This window comes from Paenarthrobacter nitroguajacolicus (genome assembly GCF_007786235.1).
Lineage (GTDB): Bacteria > Actinomycetota > Actinomycetes > Actinomycetales > Micrococcaceae > Arthrobacter > Arthrobacter nitroguajacolicus_A.
The window spans coordinates 96,077-115,368 of record NZ_VNFK01000010.1; the positions used below are offsets into that span (position 1 = coordinate 96,077).

Here is a 19,292-nt window from a genome sequence, read left to right on the forward strand (position 1 = left end):
CCCGGATAGGGTAGTGCCATGACTTTGGCAGCGCACAATATCCCCGCAGGACAGAACAAGACGGCCGTGGTAACCGGGGCCAGCACCGGCATCGGTGAGGCCACCGTGAGGGCTTTGGTCTCCACTGGCTGGAAGGTTTTTGCTGTGGCGCGCAGGGCCGACAGGCTCGGTGCCCTGGGGGCCGAAACCGGCGCCGTGCCGTTCCCGGCAGACATCACCAACGACGACGACGTTGCCGCCTTGCTCGCGGAGGTCGCCAAAGCCGGAGGTGCTGACACGCTTATCAACATCGCCGGCGGTGCGCGGGGCGCAGACACCATCGCAAATGCCGACACGGGTGACTGGGACTGGATGTACCAGGTGAACGTCCTGGGCACCATGAAGATCACCCGGGCTTTCCTGCCCATGCTGCGCCAGCACGGCGAAGGGACGGTCCTCAACCTCACGTCAACGGCCGGACTGTCCGCCTACGAGGGCGGTGCCGGCTACAACGCCGCCAAGTTTGCCCAGCACGCCATGACCAATGCCCTTCGCCTGGAAGAGGTGGGCAACAACGTCCGGGTCATTGAAGTGGCTCCGGGTCTGGTCCACACGGAGGAGTTTGCCCTCAACCGCTTGGGTGACAAGGATGCCGCCGCCAAGGTCTACGCAGGGGTGGAGAAGCCCCTGACTGCCGCGGACGTGGCCGACGTCGTGAAGTACGCCGTCTCCTTGCCGCACCACATCAACCTGGACCAGATTGTGGTTCGCCCTGTCGCACAGGCGGCCAACCACAAGTTGATCCGCAAGGAAGGCTAACCCGTTGCCGACCCGCTAAACCGTTGCTGGCACTCGACGGTTTAGCGGCGAATGAACGTCTTAGCCGGCAGGGATGACGAGGCTGGCCACAATTGCTGCGTGATCCGAACCGGGAACCTGATGGACCGAGTAGTCCCCGCTGCTGATCCGCGGCGTTGTCACCATATGGTCGATGACGATTCCCGGCAGCGGCAAGCCCTCCATCGGCCAAGTGGGGGAGAACCGGCCACCCGAGACCGTTCCCACATCCACCAGCTTCCTGCCGCCCGTCGAGGTGCCGCTGAGCCCCGAGTCCAGCAATTCCCTGAACTCGGAGTGATCGTAGGTGGAGTTGTAGTCGCCCATCAGCAAGTGGTTCCCCGGCCGGGCGGCCTGGCGTGCAACCTTGCCGAGGTCGCTCCGCCACTGGGCAATCCGGTCATCCACCGGCGGCAGTGCGTGCACGTTGGTGAGGTGCAGCGTGGACTTGGCGCCGGACGCGGAGTCCGTCAGGAGGACCCGAGTGACGTCCATGCGGAAGGGCGTATCAGGCAGAAGCCCGGCGGCTTCGAGGGGGAACGCCGAATATACGGCACCACCGGAAGCGTCGTCATTGGGTTCGCTCACAAGGTTGGGCAGTAGTTTTTCCAAGCCCTCGGAGCGCAGCTGGTCTTCCAGCCTCTGTGTATGTTCCTGGAGAGTCAGCAGTTGGACGCCGTTGTCACGGACCAGCCTCACGATGCTGGCGGCATCCGCCTCCCCGTATTCGGAGTTAAGGCTCATGACCTTCAGGGGGACCGTCGCAGCCTCGGCAGGCAGGGCTTCGGCTGTGCCGGCGTCCAACGGAAAGAGCCAGAACAGCTGGACGGCCAGCAGGACCGCCGTCGATATGACGACCCACAGGCGGCGCCCCACCAAGGCAAGCAGCAGCGCCAAAGCGGCCGGCAGCACCACCCAGGGCGTGAAGGACAGGATTTGGACCACCACCAAAGGCCACTCCGCAGGGACAGCGCGGAACAGCGAAATCCCCGCCACCGGCAATGCAACCAGCAAAGCCAGCACTGACCATGCCACGGACGCGCGGCGTCGCACCGGACGGGTTGCCGGAAGGGCGGGAGCAGGATGATCCATGGGTTCGAGTCTATTCATGGCACCAAGCGCCGGAGTCCATCCAAGGGATGAACTTCCCAAGTAGAGCAAGGGCCTTGGCTGCCGGTAGACTTGGGTTATCAGCTTTGACCCGGCCATCACCGGCGAGCTTCCGGAAGAACGGCATTGGACGCTTTTTGCCAGCGGACAACGCACAGTAGAACCGGACGGGTAAGCCCGTCACAGCAGTAATGAGAGGCCGGGGTCCCGTATTCCGGTAAGTGAGGTGGTACCGCGGTACCGGTGTTGGCGCAGGTCAAAACCGTAGCCGTCCTCGCATCCTGACAGTCAACCAGCTATCACAGGATATGAGATGACCCACTACCCCAAGGCCTCAGCGTCTTCGTCCGGCACGCACGGCGTGTCTGCTTCCGTGAAGTTCCCGGAAATCGAAGAGCGCATCCTCAAATACTGGGACGAAGACGGCACCTTCCAAGCCAGCATCGACCAGCGGGATGCGGGCACGGACGGCAGCAATGAATTCGTCTTCTACGACGGCCCTCCCTTCGCCAACGGCCTGCCGCACTACGGCCACCTGCTGACCGGCTACGCCAAGGACCTCGTCGGTCGCTACCAAACCCAGCGAGGCAAGCGCGTGGAGCGCCGCTTCGGTTGGGACACGCACGGCCTGCCCGCTGAACTCGAAGCCATGAAGCAACTGGGCATGACCGACAAGACCCAGATCGAAGCCATGGGCATCGACAAGTTCAACGACGCCTGCCGGGCCTCCGTGATGAAGTACGCCAACGAGTGGAAGGCCTACGTCACCCGCCAGGCCCGCTGGGTGGACTTCGAGAACGACTACAAGACCCTCAACGTCGAGTACATGGAGTCGGTCCTCTGGGCCTTCAAGCAGCTGCATGAAAAAGGCCTGACCTACAACGGCTACCGCGTCCTCCCGTACTGCTGGAAGGACGAGACCCCACTGTCCAACCACGAACTCCGCATGGACGACGACGTCTACAAGAACCGCCAGGACCAGACGGTCACGGTAACGTTCCCCATCAAGCCCGGGGACTCCGAGCTCTCCAAGGCTCTTGAAGGTGTGCAGGCGCTCGCCTGGACCACCACGCCCTGGACGCTGCCCACCAACCTGGCGCTCGCCGTCGGACCTGACATCACCTACGCCGTCCTGCCTGCCGGACCCAACGGCGTCAAGGCAGCCTCCGCGGAGGCGCCTGTCAGCGGCAGCTTCCTGCTGGCTGCCGACCTGGTGGGGTCGTATGCCAAGGACCTGGGCTACGACGACGCCGCTGCCGCGACTGCCGCCGTCACAGCCACCCATACGGGGGCCGGGCTCGCAGGACTTGAGTACGAGCCGCTGTGGAACGACTTTGCCGAGGCCGAGAAGTACGGCACCCAAAACGCCTGGCGCTTCCTGGTGGCCGACTACGTGACCACCACCGACGGTACGGGCATCGTCCACCAGGCTCCTGCCTACGGTGAAGATGACCAGAAGGTCTGTGAAGAGGCCGGTATCCCCGTGGTCCTGTCCGTGGACGAGGGCGCCAAGTTCCTGCCGCTCTTTGCCCACGGCGAGCTGGCATCGATCGTCGGCTTGCAGGTGTTCGACGCCAACAAGCCCATCACGCAGGTACTCCGCGCCGACGGTCGGCTGGTGCGCCAAGCCAGCTACGAGCACAGCTACCCGCACTGCTGGCGCTGCCGGAACCCGCTGATCTACCGCGCTGTGTCCTCCTGGTATGTCGAGGTCACCAAGTTCAAGGACCGCATGTCCGAGCTGAACCAGGAGATCAACTGGATCCCGGGCAACGTCAAGGACGGCCAGTTCGGCAAGTGGCTGGACAACGCCCGCGACTGGTCCATCAGCCGCAACCGTTACTGGGGTTCGCCCATCCCGGTGTGGCAGTCCGACGATCCCGAGTACCCACGTACGGACGTCTATGGTTCGCTGGCCGACTTGGAAGCGGACTTCGGTCGCCTGCCGGTCAACAACGAAGGACAGGTTGATCTCCACCGTCCGTTCATCGACGAACTGACCCGGCCCAACCCTGACGACCCCACGGGCAAGTCCACCATGCGCCGCGTTGAAGACGTGTTGGACGTGTGGTTCGACTCCGGTTCAATGCCCTACGGGCAGGTGCACTACCCGTTCCAAAACCAGGAATGGTTCGACACCCACAACCCCGCTGACTTCATCGTGGAGTACATCGGCCAGACTCGTGGCTGGTTCTACATGCTGCACATCCTGTCCACGGCGTTGTTCGACCGTCCGGCGTTCCGCAACGTCATCAGCCATGGCATCGTCCTGGGCTCCGACGGACAGAAGATGTCCAAGAGCCTGCGCAACTACCCGGACGTCTCCGAAGTTTTGGACCGCGACGGTTCGGACGCCATGCGCTGGTTCCTCATGTCCAGCCCCATCCTCCGCGGCGGCAACCTGGTGGTGACCGAACAAGGCATCCGGGACGGTGTCCGCCAGGTCATCCTGCCGCTGTGGAACGTGTACAGCTTCTTCACGCTGTACACCAACGCCGCCAATGGCGGCTCGGGCTATGAAGCGACGCTGCGCTATGACGGCTACACCGACACGTTGGACCAGTACCTCCTGGCAAACACCGGTGACTTGGTCCGCAACGTCACCACCAGCCTGGACGCCTATGACATCTCCGGCGCCTGCGATGAACTGCGCAGCTACCTGGATATGCTCACCAACTGGTACGTCCGCCGCAGTCGCCAGCGCTTCTTCGACGAGAACGTTGACGCCTTCGACGCCCTGTACACGGCGCTTGAAGCCGTGTGCCGTGTTTCAGCGTCCTTGCTTCCGCTCGTCTCGGAAGAGATCTGGCGTGGACTGACGGGTGGCCGTTCCGTTCACCTGGCTGACTGGCCGGATGCTTCGCTGTTCCCGTCCAACCCGGCCCTGGTGGGGGCCATGGACCGTGTCCAGCAAATCTGCTCCACCGGTTCCAGCCTGCGCAAAGCCGCGAACTTGCGCGTTCGCCTGCCGTTGCAGGAGCTGACGGTCGTGGCACCCGGCGCAGATGCCTTGGACGGCTTTGCCGCCGTCGTCGCGGATGAACTTAACCTTCGTTCCGTCCGTCTGCTGGACGCCGCTACGGCCTCGCCCGAGGAATTCGGCATCGAGCAGAAGCTCGTGGTCAATGCCCGGGCAGCTGGTCCACGCTTGGGCAAGAATGTTCAGCAGGCCATCAAGGGCTCCAAGTCGGGCGATTGGTCCGTTAGTGACGCAGGGGTGGTAGTGGCCGGTGGCCTGGAACTCGAGCCGCAGGAATACACGCTGGAAACCGTGGTGGCGGAAACGGCCGACGGCGGTTCAGCATCGGTTGCGGTGCTTCCGGGTGGCGGATTCGTGGTCCTGAACACGGAGGTTACTCCGGAACTCGCCGCGGAGGGCCTGGCCCGCGACATGGTCCGCGCCATCCAGCAGGCACGCAAGGACGCCGGACTCAACGTAAGTGACCGCATCCGGACTTCGGTGGAGGCTGCCCAGGATGTGGTGGACGCGCTGGAAGCCAACGCTGAACTCGTCAAGACCGAAACACTGACCCTGGAACTGGAGGTTCTTCTGGCCAGCGTCGATGAACCGCAGGTTACCGTTGCAAAGGCAGGGGCCTGACCCATGACTGATGAATTCTCGGTTGAAAGCGTCTACGCCGAACTCCTCGGCCGCGCGCCGGAAAACAAGATGGAACCCCGCCTGGCACCGCTGTTCCGTGCCATGGACGTGCTGGGGGAGCCGAACAAGGCCTTCCCGATCATCCACATCACGGGAACCAACGGAAAGACGTCCACCGCCCGCATGATCGAGGCCGGCCTGCGTGCCCACGGACTCAGCACGGGCCGCTACACCAGCCCGCACCTGTCCAAGGTGACAGAGCGCATCAGCATCGACGGTGAGCCCGTGCCGGACGCGACCTTCGTGCGGATCTGGGACGAGATCCGCCCCTACCTGGAGATCGTGGACAACGAACTCGTGGCCGACAACCAGCCACGGCTGACATATTTCGAGTGCCTGACCATCCTGGGCTTCGCGGTGTTCGCCGACCAGCCCGTTGATGTTGCGGTCATGGAAGTTGGCTTGGGTGGCATTACCGACGCCACCAACGTTGGCGACGGCCAAGTCTCCGTCATCACACCCATTTCACTGGACCATACTGACCTCCTGGGCGACACCACCGAGGACATTGCCTACGAGAAGGCCGGCATCATTAAGCCGGGCGGCTTCCTGGTAAGCGCCGCACAGCCGGTGGACGCTGCTCAGGTCCTGCTGGAAAAGGCCCGGGAAGTGGACGTGCCGTTCCGTTTCGAGGGTGTGGAATTCGGCGTGGAATCCCGCAGCGTCGCCGTGGGCGGCCAGGTCCTGACCATCCAGGGACTCGCCGGACGCTACGAAGACCTCCTGCTGCCTTTGCATGGTGCCCACCAGGCCGAGAATGCCGCCGTTGCCGTGGCTGCCCTTGAGGCATTCTTCGGCGGGGGAGAGAAAGAACTGGATGCTGAGGTGCTCAAGGAAGCCTTTGGCACGGTGACGTCGCCCGGCCGACTGGAAGTCGTGAGGACCGCACCCACAGTGGTGGTTGACGCAGCCCACAACCCGGACGGCATTCGTGTCACGGCAGAAGCAATCCAGGAGGCATTCACCTTCAGCAAGCTGGTAGTGGTGGTTGGAGTCCTGCGCGAGAAGGACGCCGAGGAGATACTGAAGACCCTTAAGGAATCCCTGGGCGGACTCGCCGAGGAGTTCTGTTTCACGCAGTCCAACTCAGCCCGTGCCGTTCCGGCAGCGGAACTTGCCGAACTCGCCGTCGACCTTGGCTTTGGCGAGGACAACGTGCACATCGCCGAGAAGCTGGACGACGCCCTCGAGTGGGCTGTTGAGCGTGCGGAATCCAACGACGACCTCGCAGGTGGAGTCTTGGTCACGGGTTCCATCACGGTGGTGGCCGAGGCACGGATCCTGCTCGGAAAGGCGAGTGCCTAGCATGGCGAAAATGACCAAGGCGCAGCGCGAATGGCGTCCGGGCATGCCCAAGAAGCGCCGCTCTACCAAGGTGATGTTCGCATCCACCGTGCTCCTGCTCGAAGCCTTCGTGGCCTTCTTCGCCACCCTCGCAGTTTTCGGTTTGAAGCGTGGCCAAGTGGACCCTGCCATCATCCTGGGGGTCGGCATCGCGCTGACGGTGGTGCTCGTGCTGGCGTGCGCTGTCTTGTCCAAGCCGTGGGGCATCGCAGTTGGCTGGGCCTTGCAACTGGTGTTGATCCTGACGGGCTTGGTCGAACCGACGATGTTCGTTGTGGGCATCCTGTTTGCCATCTGCTGGTGGTACGGGATCAGGGCGGGCATGCGGATTGACCGCGAAGTTGCCCAGCGTGACCGTGAGCAGGCGGAATGGGACGCAGCCCATGGTGACCAAGCTGGCCCGCAAACCCCGTAAACTGGCTGGGAAAACCACCGACCACACCACATTGGAGCAACTGTGAGCATTGAACGGACCCTTGTCCTGGTCAAGCCCGACGGCGTCGCCCGCAACCTGAGCGGCAGCATCCTCGCCCGGATCGAAGCCAAGGGCTACACCCTGGCCGAGCTGAAGAAGGTCAACGCAACCCGCGAGCTGCTGGAGCAGCACTACGAAGAACACGTAGGCAAGCCGTTCTACGAGCCGTTGGTTGAGTTCATGCTGAGCGGACCGGTCATCGCTGCCGTCTTCGAAGGCCACCGCGTGATCGAGGGCTTCCGTTCACTGGCCGGAACCACCGATCCGACGACTGCCGCACCGGGCACCATTCGCGGCGACTTTGGCCGCGACTGGGGCCTGGCAGTCCAGCAGAACCTGGTGCACGGCTCAGATTCCGTTGATTCGGCTGAGCGTGAGATCAAGATCTGGTTCGCGAGCTGATCTGTCCGCACCGAGACTACAGATAAGGCCAATGTTCACGACGAACATTGGCCTTATCTGTCATCTCGCGAGGAGTGTTCAGTAGCCGGACGTCCCCGCGAAGACGTGGATGAAGGCGAAGAAGATGGTGGCGATGACCGCGACGTACAGCAGTGCCACGATGATCCAGCCGGAATCGCCCAGCAGCTTGGCAAGCGCCGGCGGCGCCTTGATAACGCCGTGGGTGATGTTGCGGATAGTCACCCAAACGAACATGGGGATCATGACCGCCCATACCACCATGCAGAACGGGCAGAGCACGTTGATGACGTACAGGGCTTGGGACCAGAGCCACACCACGAAGGCGAAACCGAGGGTTACACCGGCCTGCAGGCCCAGCCAGTAGCCGCGCGAGAACCTCGCTCCCGCCAGGATGCCCATGGCCGTGGTGATGATGACGGCGAAAGCAACGATGCCGATGAACATGTTGGGGAAGCCGAAAACGGAGCTTTGCGCGGTCTGCATCACAGTTCCGCAGGAGACCCAGGGGTTCACGTCGCACACGGTGATGTGGTTGGGGTCCTTGAGCACTTCCAGCTTTTCCAGGACCAGAGCACCCGAGGCCAGCCAACCGATGACCCCGGTGACCAGCAGCAGCCAAGCGAAAGGCTTGTCACGGACTGTCTTGGGCAGGGAACTGGGCTGAGTGACGGCGTCCTCTACAGGGGCGGAGGGTTGGTTGGCCAGGTTTTCCCTGGCGGTGCTCGGCATCGTGGATCTGATCCTTTTCGACAAGTGGCCCGGCTGGCCGGGAAGGGCTCTTGGGAGGATTGTAACGCCGGAGGCTGGACGTGGCCCCCAGCTTGTTGCTTGGCACTGCGCGACACAGCGGCCTGCCTTGGGAATGTGTGGGGGTGTGAGAGAATGAACATGGCTGGAAGCCGATCCACATTCGGAATCCAGTCCGGTGACTTGTTCCCAAGACCGCCAGTATGAGCTGGGCATGCCAGGATCATGTAGATCTTCGGTAGGCCCGCCATAACAATGGACGGCACCTGGTTGTGGCAGCAGAACAACGGGTTTCAGAATAAAGGCGCCGGCCTTCCAGGGCTGCCGCACCCCAATGATGGTGCGAACCGGAAGGCATACTACCGACTTCTGTCAACGCCCGCGGGTTTTGACAATATTTGCCCCACTGGGCGCCGGATGTGGCGGCGTCGCTGGGGCAGGAGTGTTGCCACATATGGATAATGACCAGGTTGTAGCCGTTAATGACGAGGCAGCTCCCGCGGAAACCGCGGAAGCGCCAAAGAAAACCACCCGGACCCGGCGCAAGGCTGCGCCCAAGGCAGAAGCCGCTGCAGTGACGGACGTCGAATCTCCGGCGTCCGAGACCCCGGCCGCTGAAGCCTCGGAGCCCGCAGTCGCTCCCGCGCGTCGCACTCGTTCCCGGAAGAAGGCAGAGCCTGCCGAGCCGCTGCCAGGCCTGGGTGATGAGGCCGCCGCTGGTCCGGTTGCCGCGGCAGGGGAGGCCCAGCCCGAAACTGCCGCCGACGCTGCCCCTGAAAAGCCGGTCCGCCGTCGTCGTACTGCCAAGCCCAAGGCTGACGTTGCCGAGGCACCCGCCGCAGTGGAAACCGTGGAAGAAACCACGACGCCGGATGCGCCCTCCCAGCCTGAAGCCTCCCAGCCTGAAGCCATTGCCGCTGAGGTAGTGGCCGAAGAGCCCGCCTCTGAAGAGACACCGGCCGAGGAAGCTGCGCCCGCGGGATCGACGTCCCTGTTCCTTGAGCCGGTCTCCATTACGTCCATGATCTTCCAAGCCCCGGACCTCACCACGGTTCCGCGCGTTGCGCCCGTGGAAGAGAAGGCCGAAGAGCCTGAAGACGAAGCCGAAACCGGCGCTGACGGCGAGCTGGAGGATGCTGGCAGCCGCCGTCGTCGCCGGAGCCGTGGCCGCCGTGGCCGCCGTGGAACCGAGCGTGAAGAGAACGAAGCCGAGGACGGAAGCGAGCCGGAGGACGAGGAAGCCCCCGCCGCCGAAGCCCTCGAAGAAGGCGTTACCTCCCGGCGCCGGCGTCGTCGTCGCCGTGGAGACCAGGATCTTGAACTTACCGGCGGCTCGGACGATGATCCGCCCAACACGGTTACCCGTGTCCGCGCACCCCGGCCTATTACCGAGACCGCACCCTCCAACCGGGTTGCCAGCGTCAAGGGTTCCACCCGGCTTGAAGCCAAGAAGCAGCGTCGGCGCGAATCCCGCGAAACCGGACGCCGCCGCCAGGTGATCACCGAGGCCGAGTTCCTGGCGCGCCGCGAGTCCGTGGACCGCCAGATGATCGTCCGCCAGCGCGACGACAGAATCCAGATCGGCGTCCTGGAAGACGGTGTGCTTGCAGAGCACTTCGTGTCCAAGACCCAGCAGGACTCCCTGATCGGCAACGTCTACCTGGGCAAGGTCCAGAACGTGCTGCCGTCCATGGAGGCTGCCTTTGTTGACATCGGACGTGGTCGCAACGCCGTTCTGTATGCCGGCGAAGTGAACTGGGACGCCGTCAACCTTGAAGGCCAGCCGCGCCGGATCGAGAACGCGCTGAAGTCCGGCGATTCCGTCCTGGTGCAGGTGACCAAGGATCCCGTGGGTCACAAGGGCGCCCGCCTGACCAGCCAGATCTCCCTGCCGGGCCGCTACCTGGTATACGTACCGGGTGGGTCCATGACCGGTATCTCCCGCAAGCTGCCCGACGTTGAACGTAACCGCCTCAAGCGCATCCTGAAGGACCGTTTGCCGGAGAACGCCGGCGTCATTGTCCGCACGGCCGCTGAAGGTGCGTCGGAAGAAGAACTGACGCACGACATCAACCGATTGCGCGCACAGTGGGAAGGCATCGAAGGCCAGGCCTCGTCCACCAAGGTCCTGGCACCTGAGCTGTTGTACGGCGAGCCGGACCTCACCATCAAGGTGGTCCGCGACGTCTTCAACGAGGACTTCTCCAAGCTGATCGTCTCCGGTGACGACGCCTGGGACACCATCGAGGCTTACGTGACGTACGTTGCCCCTGACCTGGTGGGTCGCCTTGAGAAGTGGACCAAGGACCAAGACATCTTCTCGGCATGGCGCATCGATGAGCAGATTCACAAAGCGTTGGATCGCAAGGTCTTCCTGCCTTCCGGTGGTTCGTTGGTCATCGACCGTACCGAAGCCATGACTGTGGTGGACGTGAACACGGGCAAGTTCACCGGCAGCGGTGGAAACCTCGAAGAAACGGTCACCAAGAACAACCTTGAAGCGGCCGAGGAAGTGGTTCGCCAGCTTCGCCTGCGCGACATCGGCGGCATCATCGTCATCGACTTCATCGACATGGTCCTGGAATCCAACCGTGACCTCGTTCTTCGGCGCATGGTGGAGTGCCTTGGCCGCGACCGTACCAAGCACCAGGTAGCTGAAGTGACATCGCTGGGCCTCGTCCAGATGACACGTAAGCGCATGGGCACAGGCCTCCTGGAGGTCTTCGGTGAGCAGTGCGAGCACTGTGCCGGCCGTGGCGTCGTAACGCACGACGAGCCCGTGGAGCACCGCCGCGCCAACGTGGTGGCCGCCGAGCACCACCGGCCGCACCCCGAGGCCCAGCAGCCTGCTGCCCGCACGGAACGCAAGCGCCGCCGCGGTAAGGGCGGGGGACAGGCCACCGCCGAAGCACCCGCTCCGGTCCATACGACGGCGTCCACCCCGGCAGCACCTTCCACGCATACGGAAACCCAGGATCCGGCGCATAAGGCCAAAGCCGAGGCAACCAGGGCGGCGCTGGCCACGATTGCCGCTGCGGCGCATGCGGCCCACCTGCACGACGACGAACTCCACCGCGCTGAAGAGCAGGCCAAGTCAGCCGGACACCACGAACAAGCTGCCCCGTCCGGTGCCACCGGATCAGCAGAGGATGCCGCCGCCCACGAAGCAGCTGTCCGTGAAGCGCGGTCCACCCCGGTTCTCCGCTTTGGCGGGGAAGAGGTTGCCCTTCCGTTCGTGGAACACCACGAGGAACCGCAAGCCGCCAAACCTGCCATGAGCCTGGATCTCTTGGCCGAGGCTTTCTCCCACCTTGGAGCAGCCTCGGCACCCGAGGAAGAAACAGCGCCGGTTGTCGTCCAGGCGCCGGCCGTTGCTCCGGCGTCCGGCGCTGAGGATGCCCATGGTGATTCGGCGCCACGGGGTCGTCGTGGCCGCCGTAACCGCAGTGCCAGCAGGGCACAGGGCGCTGCCAATGAGACGAGCGTGGAGCACCACGAGGTGACTGCCTCGGCGGCTGGTGGAGCGGCCCACGAGGCTAAGGCGTTCGTGGAACCGGCCAAGAAGGCACCATCGGATGAGCCCATCATCCTTGGCGTCGGGGTGCCGGCTTCCGAGCTCTAACCTCCTGAAGCACTCCGAGGGCCCTGCGCTGACCGTCCAAGAGACGGTTGGTGCGGGGCCCTTTGCTGTCCGCACGCTGAGCAAACCGCAGTCATATCCAGTCCTCACAGTGGCAGGGTTCCCGGGCTTTGGTGCTTCCCGGCTAGGCTGGGGAACTGACACGGGGTGCCGGGCGAAGGGCCGGGCTGAGATCCAAACCCGTTGAACCTGTCCGGTTAGCACCGGCGAAGGGATGTCCTCATGACTGCATCATTGTCCTCCCCTGTGTACCCTCTGGTGACCTCGAGCAGGGCAACGCCCCGGGTGTTGAGCATCGCCGGCTCCGATCCCTCGGGCGGGGCCGGCATCCAGGCCGACCTGAAGAGCATCGCAGCCCACGGCGGGTACGGGATGGCTGCCATTACCGCCCTGACTGCGCAGAACACGATGGGGGTCCATGCCGTTCACGTACCTCCGGTTGAGTTCCTGCGCCAGCAGTTGGATGCCATCAGCAGCGACATCGATATCGATGCCGTCAAGATCGGAATGCTTGGGGACGCGGCGGTGATCGATGAGGTCCGCCGGTGGCTCGAAGAGGTACGTCCCGCCGTCGTGGTCCTTGACCCGGTGATGGTGGCCACCAGTGGCGACCGCCTCCTGCGTGAGTCTGCTGAGAAAGCCCTGCGTTCGCTCTTGCCGCTGGCGGACCTCATCACACCCAACCTTCCTGAACTGGCCATGCTGCTGGGGGAGCCCGAGGCACCCGATTGGTCCTCGGCGCTGGACCAAGGCAAGCGACTGGCCGCCGAGTGCGGAAACACCGTGCTGGTGAAGGGCGGCCACCTGGCGGGTTCGGAATGCCCCGACGCGCTGGTGAATACGAGCGGGCTGTTGAGGCGGGATGTGGTCGAGATTGCTGGGCCCCGGGTCGAGACACAGAACAGCCACGGCACCGGCTGCTCCCTGTCCTCGGCCCTGGCCACTGTCCAGGCCCGAACTGGTGACTGGGAGGCCTCCCTTAGGGAGGTGAAGCCGTGGCTGCTCCAGGCCCTGATGAGCTCTGACGCCCTCGAGGTGGGGCAGGGGAGCGGGCCGGTCCATCACTTCCACCACCAGCAAGGACTCAAGCCCGGCGCCTTCGCCGCCGCATTGTGGAACCACGCCACACCGGAGCTCGAGGCGATCTACTCCCTCAGGTTCATTCAGGAGTTGCAGTCAGGGTCGCTGCCCGAGCCGTGGTTCAACTACTACCTCGCCCAGGACGCCATCTACCTCAATGGGTACTCCCGGGTACTGGCACGCGCCGGAGCCCTCGCACCCACGGAGGAGGAGCAGTTGTTCTGGGCAAAGGCCTCCCAGCAATGCCTCGAAGTTGAATCGGAACTGCACAGGAACTGGCTGGGCTCCCGTGAGACGTCCACGGTCACGGGCCCCGTCACCAAGTCCTATGTGGACCACCTGCTGGCGTCCTCGGCCTCCGGCAGTTACGCGGTGGTTCTGGCGGCGATTCTGCCTTGCTACTGGCTGTATGCGGAAGTCGGCCAACAGCTCCACACCGCCTACGTCGATGCCGGGGCCCCTGCCGACCATGCCTACGCGGACTGGTTGAGGACGTACTCGGACGAGGATTTTGCGGAGGCCACCAGAAAAGCGATCAACTTCACGGATAGCGCCGCTGTGGGAGCATCTGACGGTGAGCGGGACGCCATGGTGGAGGCGTTCGTGCAGTCCTGCCGCTATGAAACTGCGTTTTTCGACGCTCCGCGGTTGTTCGCGTAAGGTCCGCCGGAACTTTCTGAAGCGCGTTTTCGAGGCCGCCACCGCGCGTCGCGAGCGAAATCGCGTTAATCGCGCCCAAACCCTGTAGGCTGTATGGGCACGGTGCCGGGAGAGTCCGTTACAACTGGTGACGCAAGTCACGTGGTAGCCTCCGGACCCGGCCTCATTTGCAGCTGAAGGTCAAACTAGCGTAATCTTGATCTTCGGTGCTTACGCCAACACTTGGGTTATGCCCCTTGGAATTGTTCATGGGATGACTCGCGGACTTCGATCAGAAGTCCACGGCGTTGAGGCACAGCGCGAACCAAGCCTGATTCCGGTTCAAGGTTCCGCACGCAAATTTAGTTATAAACGTCGAGAGAAGTGAGTACCCAAGTGGTGTACGCGATTGTCCGCGCAGGCGGCCGCCAAGAAAAAGTTTCCGTTGGAGACTACGTAACGCTTAACCGCGTCCCCGGTGGAGCCGGCAGCACGCTTGAGCTGCCCGCCTTGCTCCTGGTAGACGGCGATAAGGTCACCTCCGCAGCTGCGGAACTGGCCAACGTCAAGGTTACGGCTGAGATCCTCGAGGACCTCCGTGGTCCGAAGATCGTCATCCAGAAGTTCAAGAACAAGACCGGCTACCGGAAGCGTCAGGGTCACCGTCAGGAACTGACCAAGATCAAGATCACCAGCATCGCGTAGCTTTCGTTACCCGCTGTTCAGGTTTTTCAGTTTCCCCAGAAATTTAGAGGCAGGCATTTCACATGGCACACAAAAAAGGCGCGAGTTCCACTCGCAACGGTCGTGACTCCAACGCACAGTACCTGGGCGTCAAGCGCTTCGGCGGTCAGGTAGTTTCCGCCGGCGAAATCATCGTTCGCCAGCGTGGAACGCACTTCCACCCCGGTGCAGGCGTCGGTCGCGGTGGCGACGACACCCTGTTCGCACTTCAGGCCGGTGCGGTTGAGTTTGGTACTCGCCGCGGCCGTCGCGTAGTGAACATCGTTGCTGCTGCAGCTGCAGAGTAACAACAAGTTCTGAACCGGTGGAGCGGGCCAAACGGCCCGCTCCACCGTTCTTTTAACCGCATTACAATCGACTAGGGCGCCCCGGGCGCCTCGGTTTTTGCAACAGCGCTGGCAACAGCAATAGAGGAGATCCACGTGGCGAGCTTTGTAGACCGGGTAGTCCTGCACGTATCCGGCGGAACCGGTGGCCACGGCTGTGTCTCCGTAAAGCGGGAAAAGTTCAAGCCGCTCGGTGGCCCCGACGGCGGCAACGGCGGCAACGGCGGCGACGTCATTCTGCGCGTGTCCGCCCAGACCACCACCCTGCTCGACTACCACCACGCTCCACACCGCCACGCCACCAACGGCGGCCCCGGCATGGGTGACTGGCGTGGGGGTAAGAACGGTGAAACCCTCATTCTTCCGGTGCCGGACGGCACCGTGGTCAAGACCAAGGACGGCGAAGTCCTCGCTGACCTCGTGGGCGAAGGCACCGAGTACATCGCTGCGGCAGGCGGTCAAGGCGGCCTCGGCAACGCGTCCCTTTCCTCACAGAAACGCCGGGCCCCCGGCTTTGCCTTGCTCGGCATCGAAGGAGAATCCAGCGACATCGTCCTGGAACTGAAATCCATCGCCGACATCGCTTTGGTTGGCTTTCCCTCTGCCGGTAAGTCCAGCCTGATCGCCGCAATGTCCGCAGCGAGGCCCAAGATCGCCGACTACCCGTTCACCACCCTCATTCCCAACCTTGGCGTGGTCCAGGCGGGCGAGGTCCGTTTCACCATTGCCGATGTGCCCGGCCTCATCGAGGGTGCCAGCGAAGGCAAGGGCCTCGGCCACAACTTCCTTCGCCACGTAGAGCGCTGCGCCGCTTTGGTCCACGTTCTTGATTGCGGAACCCTGGAATCGGACCGAGACCCACTCTCCGATCTCGCCATCATTGAGGCCGAGCTGGAGAAGTACGCCGTCGATATGAGCTATGCGGGTGTGGATGGTGAAGTGGTGCCGTTGAACGAGCGTCCCAAGCTCGTGGTGCTCAACAAGGTGGACCTTCCTGACGGCAAGGACATGGCCGAGTTTGTCCGTCCGGACCTTGAGGCCCGCGGATACCGTGTCTTTGAAGTGTCGGCAACCAGCCATGAGGGTTTGCGCCAACTCGGCTTTGCCATGGCAGAGATCGTCAAGGCGGCACGCGATGCCGTCCAGACCGCCCCGCCCAAGGTGGCCCCGCCCGTCCTGCGTCCGCGCGCAGTCAACGAATCCGGCTTCAAGATCCGCCGCGAGGAAAAGAACCTCGAGCCGTTGTTCCGCGTCCTGGGCGAGAAGCCTGTGCGCTGGGTCAAGCAGACAGACTTCACCAATGAGGAAGCCATCGGCTACTTGGCGGACCGCCTGGCCAAGCTGGGCGTGGAGACGGAACTCTTCAAGGTCGGCGCCAAGCCCGGCGATACCGTAGTCATCGGCGAAGACGATGGCGTGGTGTTCGATTGGGAGCCCACCATGATGGCCGGCGCGGAACTCCTGGCAACGCCCCGTGGCACCGACATCCGTGTTGCAGATATTGGTGACCGTCCCACGCGTTCCCAGAAGCGTGACGAACAAATCGAACGGCGCGAGGCCAAGGCCGCCGCGCGTGCCGAACTCGAAGCCGAACGCAAGGCCGGCATCTGGACAGAGTCCGTCAGTGGTCGTCGTGCCCAGGCCATCAGGGAGAGCAACTTGGACTCCGGTGATGACGACTAGGACCGTCGACGCTCCAACTACAGCTGGGGGACTCGAGCGCCTTGCCTTGGCCACTGCCAAGCGGATCGTGGTCAAGGTGGGCTCCTCCTCACTGACCAGCATCAAGGGCGGAATCTCGGAAAAGTCGCTGTCCGGACTGGTTGATGCCCTTGCGGATAAGCGCAACGCGGGGACGGAGATCATCCTTGTCTCCTCGGGCGCCATTGCCGCCGGGCTGGCACCCTTGGGCTTGGCCAAGCGCCCTAAGGATCTTGCCACGCAGCAGGCCGCAGCGAGTGTGGGCCAGGGGCTCCTGATGGCCCGCTACACGCAGGCGTTCAGCGCGCATGGCGTGACGGTGAGCCAGGTATTGCTGACGGCCGACGACCTCATGCGCCGTACGCAGCACACCAACGCCTTCAGGGCGCTGGATCGACTGCTGAACCTGGGCGTGGTGCCGGTGGTCAACGAAAACGACACCGTGGCTACCCATGAGATCCGCTTCGGTGATAACGACCGCCTGGCTGCCTTGGTTGCGCATTTGGTCCGAGCCGATGCGCTCGTGCTGCTTTCCGACGTCGACGCCCTGTACGACGGTCCGCCGTCGCAGGGCGCCCAACGCATTCCGCTGGTCCGTGGTCCGCAGGACCTTGAGGACGTGACCATCGGCAAGGCAGGCAAGGCCGGCGTGGGAACCGGCGGCATGATGACCAAGGTGGAGGCCGCCTCCATCGCCGCCGGATCGGGTATCCATGCGTTGGTGACATCCACCGCGAATGCTGCCGCGGCCCTGGCGGGCGAGGACGTGGGGACCTGGTTCGCGGTCAACGGCAACCGAAAGCCCGTCCGCCTCTTGTGGCTGGCTCACCTGGCAACGGTTCACGGGCGGTTGATGCTCGACGACGGTGCAGTTAAGGCCGTGCGCGACCGGCACAGGTCACTCCTCCCTGCCGGCATTGCCGATGTCAGCGGCGACTTCGAAGCAGGCGACCCTGTTGAGATGGTGGCCATGGACGGAACTGTCGTGGCCCGGGGCCTGGTGAACTACTCGTCGGAGGAGCTGCCACGCATGTTGGGCCGGACCACCCAGGAGCTGGGCCAGGCGATGGGCAGGGGCTATGACCGCGAAGTTGTTCATGTTGACGACCTGGTGCTCTTGCGGGCGTCACGCTCATCTAAACTTGGAGCATGACTGAAGCGCTGACTCCTGACGCCCCTGCGATCTCCGACGTTTCCGGTGCTGCCGGCCAGACGCCGGAGAACCCTGTGGCAGGCGGCGTCCCGGTGTCGCCGGAGGATGTCCAGGCTGCCGTTCACGCCATTGCGGACCGCTCCCGCAAGGCCGCCCGACGCATGGCCCAGGCTAACCGTGCCTGGAAAGACCGTGCGTTGCGTGCCATCGGAACAGCCCTGGTGGAGAGCCGGAAGCACGTCCTTGAGGCCAATGCCAAGGACGTGGCGGCCGGTCGCGCCAACGGCACATCGGCGGCACTCCTGGACCGACTGACCCTGACACCCGCCCGTATTGATGGCCTCGTTGCTGCTTTGGAAAACCTGGCTGGACTGCCGGACCCCGTTGGGAACGTCGTCCGCGGACAGACTCTTCCCAACGGACTCCGCCTGCGGCAGGTCAACGTGCCCATGGGTGTTGTTGCAGCCATCTACGAAGCGCGTCCGAACGTCACTGTGGACATCGCCGGTCTTGCCCTCAAGAGTGGCAACGCCGTAATCCTTCGTGGTGGTTCAGCAGCTGCACATACCAACGAGGCACTGGTGCAGATTCTTCGCGAAGCGCTCGATTCCGTGGGTCTGCCTGCCGACGCGGTCCAGACCGTGGATCAGTACGGCCGTGAAGGTGCCAATGTACTGATGCGTGCCCGTGGACGGGTGGACGTCCTCATTCCCCGCGGCGGACGCGACCTTATTCAGACCGTCGTGACCAACTCTTCGGTGCCCGTGATCGAGACCGGTGAAGGTAACGTCCACATCTTCATCGATGAATCGGCCAGCGAAGAGATGGCAGTGGAGATCCTCCTCAACGCCAAGACCCAGCGGCCGAGTGTCTGCAACACTGTCGAAACCCTTCTGGTGCACTCCGGTTCCACGGTGCTGCCTGCAGTCGCCAATGCGCTGCGGTCGGCCGGGGTGACCCTCCACGTGGATGAGAGGATTGCATCGGCCTTGGGCAAGGGGGTGGAGACTGTTCCGGCTGACGATGACGACTGGGCCACCGAGTACATGGACTTGGACCTCGCCGTCGCCATGGTGGACAGCCTGGATGATGCAGTCAAGCACATTCGCACTTGGACCACCGGGCACACCGAGGCAATCCTGACCAACAATCTGGCCAATGCCGAGAAGTTCATAGCCGAGATCGACTCGGCAGCCGTGATTGTCAATGCGTCCACGCGATTCACCGATGGTGGCGAGCTCGGGTTGGGCGCTGAAGTGGGCATCTCCACGCAGAAGCTCCACGCGCGGGGTCCCATGGGCCTCACTGAACTGACCACCACCAAGTGGATCGTCCAGGGCGAGGGCCAAGTCCGCAGCTAGCAACGCGGTAACATAGAACAGAAGTCCGGAACGGCGGGAAGTCCCGTCGTCGAAAATCCTTGAGAACCAACT

Annotated in this window: 14 protein-coding genes and 1 riboswitch; of the genes, 12 read left to right on the forward strand and 2 right to left on the reverse strand. The window is 63.5% G+C overall.

All coding sequences use genetic code 11. From position 1 onward, the window contains the following. Nucleotides 1-18 precede the first annotated feature (18 nt). A complete protein-coding gene (locus tag FQP90_RS14010) occupies nt 19-798 on the forward strand; it encodes an SDR family oxidoreductase (RefSeq protein ID WP_144651492.1) in 780 nt (259 codons plus the stop codon). Between the two features lie 60 nt (nt 799-858). Here FQP90_RS14010 and FQP90_RS14015 read toward each other — a convergent pair whose 3' ends face one another. Further along, the gene (locus FQP90_RS14015; RefSeq protein WP_144651494.1) at nt 859-1,908 is read right to left on the reverse strand and encodes an endonuclease/exonuclease/phosphatase family protein; all 1,050 of its coding nucleotides are present in this window, start codon (nt 1,906-1,908) and stop codon (nt 859-861) included. A 331-nt stretch (nt 1,909-2,239) separates the two neighbouring features. Here FQP90_RS14015 and ileS point away from each other — a divergent pair, with 331 nt between their 5' ends. The 4 genes from ileS to ndk are packed head-to-tail and all read left to right on the forward strand — an operon-like array spanning nt 2,240 to nt 7,808. Continuing rightward, on the forward strand, nt 2,240-5,527 hold the full coding sequence (ileS, locus tag FQP90_RS14020) for an isoleucine--tRNA ligase (protein WP_144651496.1): 3,288 nt from the start codon (nt 2,240-2,242) through the stop codon (nt 5,525-5,527). Nucleotides 5,528-5,530: 3 nt separating this feature from the next. Continuing rightward, nucleotides 5,531-6,892, forward strand: a complete 1,362-nt coding sequence (locus FQP90_RS14025) for a bifunctional folylpolyglutamate synthase/dihydrofolate synthase (RefSeq protein ID WP_144651498.1) — start codon at nt 5,531-5,533, stop codon at nt 6,890-6,892. Between the two features lies 1 nt (nt 6,893). Then, nucleotides 6,894-7,346: a DUF4233 domain-containing protein gene (locus FQP90_RS14030; protein WP_144651500.1), complete on the forward strand. Its 453-nt coding sequence runs from the start codon at nt 6,894-6,896 to the stop codon at nt 7,344-7,346. Between the two features lie 42 nt (nt 7,347-7,388). Continuing rightward, the gene (gene ndk / locus FQP90_RS14035) at nt 7,389-7,808 is read left to right on the forward strand and encodes a nucleoside-diphosphate kinase (protein ID WP_144651502.1); all 420 of its coding nucleotides are present in this window, start codon (nt 7,389-7,391) and stop codon (nt 7,806-7,808) included. 78 nt (nt 7,809-7,886) lie between these two features. Here the strand turns inward: ndk and FQP90_RS14040 are convergent, their stop codons facing one another. Beyond that, nucleotides 7,887-8,558, reverse strand: coding sequence for a vitamin K epoxide reductase family protein (locus tag FQP90_RS14040; protein WP_144651504.1), 672 nt, complete (start codon nt 8,556-8,558; stop codon nt 7,887-7,889). Nucleotides 8,559-9,030: 472 nt separating this feature from the next. On the opposite strand from FQP90_RS14040, the gene FQP90_RS14045 reads away from it, so the two are divergent. From FQP90_RS14045 to FQP90_RS14075, 7 genes are all read left to right on the forward strand, one after another. Further along, complete coding sequence (locus FQP90_RS14045; RefSeq protein WP_244296776.1) at nt 9,031-12,198, forward strand: ribonuclease E/G; 3,168 nt, start codon at nt 9,031-9,033, stop codon at nt 12,196-12,198. 151 nt (nt 12,199-12,349) lie between these two features. Then, nucleotides 12,350-12,448: riboswitch (TPP riboswitch) on the forward strand. Beyond that, nucleotides 12,439-13,956: a bifunctional hydroxymethylpyrimidine kinase/phosphomethylpyrimidine kinase gene (gene thiD, locus FQP90_RS14050; RefSeq protein WP_144651508.1), complete on the forward strand. Its 1,518-nt coding sequence runs from the start codon at nt 12,439-12,441 to the stop codon at nt 13,954-13,956. Its footprint overlaps the riboswitch before it by 10 nt. A gap of 375 nt (nt 13,957-14,331) precedes the next feature. Then, nucleotides 14,332-14,640 carry a 50S ribosomal protein L21 gene (gene rplU, locus FQP90_RS14055; RefSeq protein WP_018777818.1) on the forward strand — a complete coding sequence of 103 codons (309 nt, stop codon included), beginning with the start codon at nt 14,332-14,334 and terminating at the stop codon, nt 14,638-14,640. A gap of 62 nt (nt 14,641-14,702) precedes the next feature. Further along, nucleotides 14,703-14,966 carry a 50S ribosomal protein L27 gene (gene rpmA, locus FQP90_RS14060; protein WP_003803426.1) on the forward strand — a complete coding sequence of 88 codons (264 nt, stop codon included), beginning with the start codon at nt 14,703-14,705 and terminating at the stop codon, nt 14,964-14,966. Nucleotides 14,967-15,101: 135 nt separating this feature from the next. Further along, nucleotides 15,102-16,688 (forward strand): GTPase ObgE, encoded by a 1,587-nt coding sequence (gene obgE / locus FQP90_RS14065; protein ID WP_144651510.1) that lies wholly within the window; start codon nt 15,102-15,104, stop codon nt 16,686-16,688. Further along, nucleotides 16,678-17,859, forward strand: a complete 1,182-nt coding sequence (gene proB, locus FQP90_RS14070) for a glutamate 5-kinase (protein ID WP_144651512.1) — start codon at nt 16,678-16,680, stop codon at nt 17,857-17,859. The genes obgE and proB overlap by 11 nt, the downstream gene beginning before the upstream one ends. Beyond that, the gene (locus FQP90_RS14075) at nt 17,856-19,220 is read left to right on the forward strand and encodes a glutamate-5-semialdehyde dehydrogenase (protein ID WP_144651514.1); all 1,365 of its coding nucleotides are present in this window, start codon (nt 17,856-17,858) and stop codon (nt 19,218-19,220) included. Before proB ends, FQP90_RS14075 begins: the two co-directional genes overlap by 4 nt. The last annotated feature ends 72 nt before the right edge of the window (nt 19,221-19,292 follow it).